Below are 2047 nucleotides of genomic sequence, written 5' to 3'. Positions count from 1 at the left end.
GCTCCGATTGCGCCGTTGGTGTCCGGGCCTCCCTTACCCGCAGGGGCGGGTCGCTGCGCCTGCCGGGCTACGCTTGCTCGGGGGCCACGGGCCTCGGCCTCATTCTATCCTCTGGCACTCGACCACGTTCTCGACCCAATCGAGCGAGAGGGCGCAATCGACGGCCTCGGCCATCGACTCCGCCTCGACCTCCACGGGCACCCAGCTCCCGTCCTCGACCAGCGCGGTCACGACCCATCTGGACATGCTCACCGCCCGGTCGGGAGGCGGTGCGGGGCGTGGCGGCGCAGCACGTCGAGGTAGTCGATTTCGTCCGTGTCGTCCTCGAACGCGGTGATGGACCCGACGGTGCGCATGAACCAATCCGCCCTCGACAGGAGGGACAGCGAGAGACACTGGGACTCAACCTCGTCGCCCTCCGCCGCCATCCACGTCCCTCGGGCGGCGCGGACGCACCCGTAGCGGGAGACGTTCCTGTCCGTGCAGTCGTACAGCTCCTCGACGTCGTACCAGGCGGACTCCGCCTTGCCCTCGTCGAACTCGATGGTGAAGCTCCACGGCACCGGCCTAATCCCCATATCCCGTCATCCTCCTGCTTCCCATGCGGGCCACCACGGCCCCGTTCTCGCGCGTCAGGACGATCGCCCCGCTCTGCCCCGCGCACTCGCACCTCCAGCGCACCGCCTCGGCCCGCTCCAAAGCCCGCTCGTCGGACGGCGCTGACAGGCTCAGGCGCTCCACGCGCTCCGAGAGCGCGGCGTCCCTGAACACGTCGAGTCGGTAGGTCATCAATCGGACTCCCCCGGAGACGGCAAGAGCGCGCGGGCGGCGATGGCGTGGCGCTTCCAGAACGGGGCGGCCTTGATTTCGGAAAGGGCCTCGCGAGCAGAGGCGAGCTTCGCCCCCAGCTCCGAGTTAAGCACGCGCTCGTCCGCGAGCATCGCGGCGCGGTCGTCAAGCTCATCCTCAAGACCGGAAAGCATGTCGCGATAGCGCTCAAGCTCCTCGGCGTGCCGTTCGGCCTCGGCCCTGCGCATCGCCTCGCTGTCGGCAAGCGCTGCCTTGTAGTGGTCGAGGAGTTCCAGCAGGACGTCCTTGCTCCCGAGGTCTGTCGGCTTGGCGAACCTCGGGGCGAGCACGTCTGCGATTGCCGAGGCGGCGTACTCGTCGAAGTAGTCCGTCTGGCCGCGCCTGACCACGTGCCCGCCGAGGTCGAGGCCCTGCATGGCCTTGGTGATGGTCTGCTTTGTACAGCCTATCTGCTCGGCGAGCTGCCGCTTCGTGACCTCCGCCATGCCGGTAACCTCCTATCGGTAAATCTCTCGGTCTATTATAACGGTTTTACCTGCTGTTTTATCGGTCGTTATCGGTCTCGTCAAACTCAAGCCACTCGCTCGGGACGTTCATATACAGCATCCCATCGACCTCCCAGATGCCCGGGCTGCCGCTCTTGAACGTCACACCCCTCAGCCACTTGTTCACGGTGTTCCTGCTAACGCCGAGTTCTAGCGCAATCTGCCTGTTGCTCATCTCCCGGTGCTCGGAGGCGAAGGCTCGTATCTCGTCGCACTTCGGCTTCCTGCCGTTGCCGTCACGCCAATTCGTGCCGTTGACTTCATCATTAATCTGTTGAATGGCCCTCGCGCCCATCAGATGAACTTTCTGCTTCCTGCCATTTCGTTTGTTCGCCGGAATCTCGATTTGCGTCCTGCGCTCGATTCGGTCTCGGTGCAGCTTGTGGATTATACCGTCCCCGTAGGACGAGATGGCCGCCAGAGCGTCTTCCTCGGTGAAATGGTTATCCTCGCGCACCGTGAGCGATTCCATGTGGGGCACGAGCGCCAGTGCGTCGCGCTCAAGCTCATCGTAGGGCACGCCGCACTTGTCGGCATACGCCGCGAGCGCGTTGAGGCACCAGTACCGGTGGTGGTCGGTCGCCTTCGCCTCGATTTGACCGAGCCACCAGTCGTACAGGTCCCGCTTGCACACCCATCTCCCGGCGGGAGCGCCATCGATGATGCGGCGGTTGTACCATTCTGGCCATTTC

5 protein-coding genes are annotated in these 2047 nt (G+C 64.7%); all 5 read right to left on the bottom strand.

Annotated elements, in window-relative coordinates:
- Nucleotides 1–99 precede the first annotated feature (99 nt).
- Nucleotides 100–246 carry a hypothetical protein gene (locus AC1VTH_RS08010; protein WP_481335636.1) on the bottom strand — a complete coding sequence of 49 codons (147 nt, stop codon included), beginning with the start codon at nucleotides 244–246 and terminating at the stop codon, nucleotides 100–102.
- A gap of 2 nt (nucleotides 247–248) precedes the next feature.
- Nucleotides 249–578 carry a hypothetical protein gene (locus AC1VTH_RS08005; protein WP_481335635.1) on the bottom strand — a complete coding sequence of 110 codons (330 nt, stop codon included), beginning with the start codon at nucleotides 576–578 and terminating at the stop codon, nucleotides 249–251.
- The gene (locus AC1VTH_RS08000) at nucleotides 568–792 is read right to left on the bottom strand and encodes a hypothetical protein (RefSeq protein ID WP_481335634.1); all 225 of its coding nucleotides are present in this window, start codon (nucleotides 790–792) and stop codon (nucleotides 568–570) included. The genes AC1VTH_RS08005 and AC1VTH_RS08000 overlap by 11 nt, the downstream gene beginning before the upstream one ends.
- Nucleotides 789–1295, bottom strand: a complete 507-nt coding sequence (locus AC1VTH_RS07995; protein ID WP_481335633.1) for a hypothetical protein — start codon at nucleotides 1293–1295, stop codon at nucleotides 789–791. The genes AC1VTH_RS08000 and AC1VTH_RS07995 overlap by 4 nt, the downstream gene beginning before the upstream one ends.
- A 58-nt stretch (nucleotides 1296–1353) precedes the next feature.
- Nucleotides 1354–2047 (bottom strand): hypothetical protein (locus tag AC1VTH_RS07990; RefSeq protein ID WP_481335631.1); only part of this gene is annotated, 694 nt, incomplete at its 5' end.

Source organism: Parolsenella sp. (assembly GCF_982402205.1).
The sequence above is the reverse complement of the archived record's forward strand: the minus strand, read 5'-3'. Positions and strand labels throughout refer to the sequence as shown.